This window comes from Tolypothrix campylonemoides VB511288_2, from assembly GCF_045999855.1.
Classification (GTDB): Bacteria; Cyanobacteriota; Cyanobacteriia; order Cyanobacteriales; family Nostocaceae; genus Scytonema; species Scytonema bouteillei_A.
In genome coordinates this window covers 1-812 of sequence record NZ_JBFPMW010000029.1, presented here as the reverse complement: position 1 = coordinate 812, position 812 = coordinate 1, and the positions used below count along the sequence as shown (strand labels likewise).

Annotated in this window: 1 protein-coding gene; it reads right to left on the bottom strand. The window is 43.5% G+C overall.

Translation table 11 applies throughout. The annotated features are described in order from the left end of the window. Positions 1 to 192: 192 nt before the first annotated feature. Positions 193 to 489, bottom strand: a complete 297-nt coding sequence (locus AB0756_RS39965) for a hypothetical protein (RefSeq protein WP_038124277.1) — start codon at positions 487 to 489, stop codon at positions 193 to 195. Positions 490 to 812: the final 323 nt, after the last annotated feature.

Here is an 812-nt window from a genome sequence, read left to right as displayed (position 1 = left end):
GTACTAAGATACTGACACAACAAACTTTAAACCAACAAATCGAACTTGCTGTCCCTTTTTGTTATAAACAAGCTAGTGGTGCAGTATTCCACCTAAGAGCTGCACTCCGGGTCTGGAAATTCTTGCTATATATAGGTTTCGGCAATTTTTAAGCAAAATTATTACTTTGGTATAAACTTTGCGTGTCTATGGCTACAGGTAAACGAGTTCATAAACATACGATTTGTCTCCCTTTCGACTAACCCATATGCCATCTGGTGGCATGGAATCCTGTGTCTCCAAGGCGACTGCCCAAGGAACTCCAAGGATCTCAAACTCCGCATTCACGCATACCCAACCGTGTCCATTAACTTTCGTTACCCATAACTCGAGGTCTTCGCGCTTCCAAGCCGACTGACCGTGGAGTGGTTCGCAAGGATGAAAGCGATATACGGTATCGTCAATTCGGCGTTTGAACTCGAAGCTTCTGCGATTATTGGCAGACCTCATGGGTGCAACTCCTAAGCTATTAGAGGTTCAACAATGTGTATGCAAACTCTTATTGCAGACCAACACTGGTTTTGCTGCTGTTGATGGCTGCAAGTGTGATCGCATTTTAGAACGAATACCTCGCAAAGGTATTTCTCGGTCAAGGCTATGCCATTAAATTTTTTGATTGCGATTCAAGATAAGGCAAGGGTTTTCAGACCCGGAGTGCAGGTTTTTGGTCGGATCTCGGCTCCATACCGTGATCGCTCATAAAACTAAAACGCCAAAGAGCGCGTGATTTCTGGAGGCGTTTTATTTGAGTTATAAAGATTCATTTAGTTATT

Bases quoted from the DNA above. Each gene is read 5' to 3' on its own strand.
- AB0756_RS39965 (WP_038124277.1), bottom strand. From the start codon at position 489: ATGAGGTCTGCCAATAATCGCAGAAGCTTCGAGTTCAAACGCCGAATT.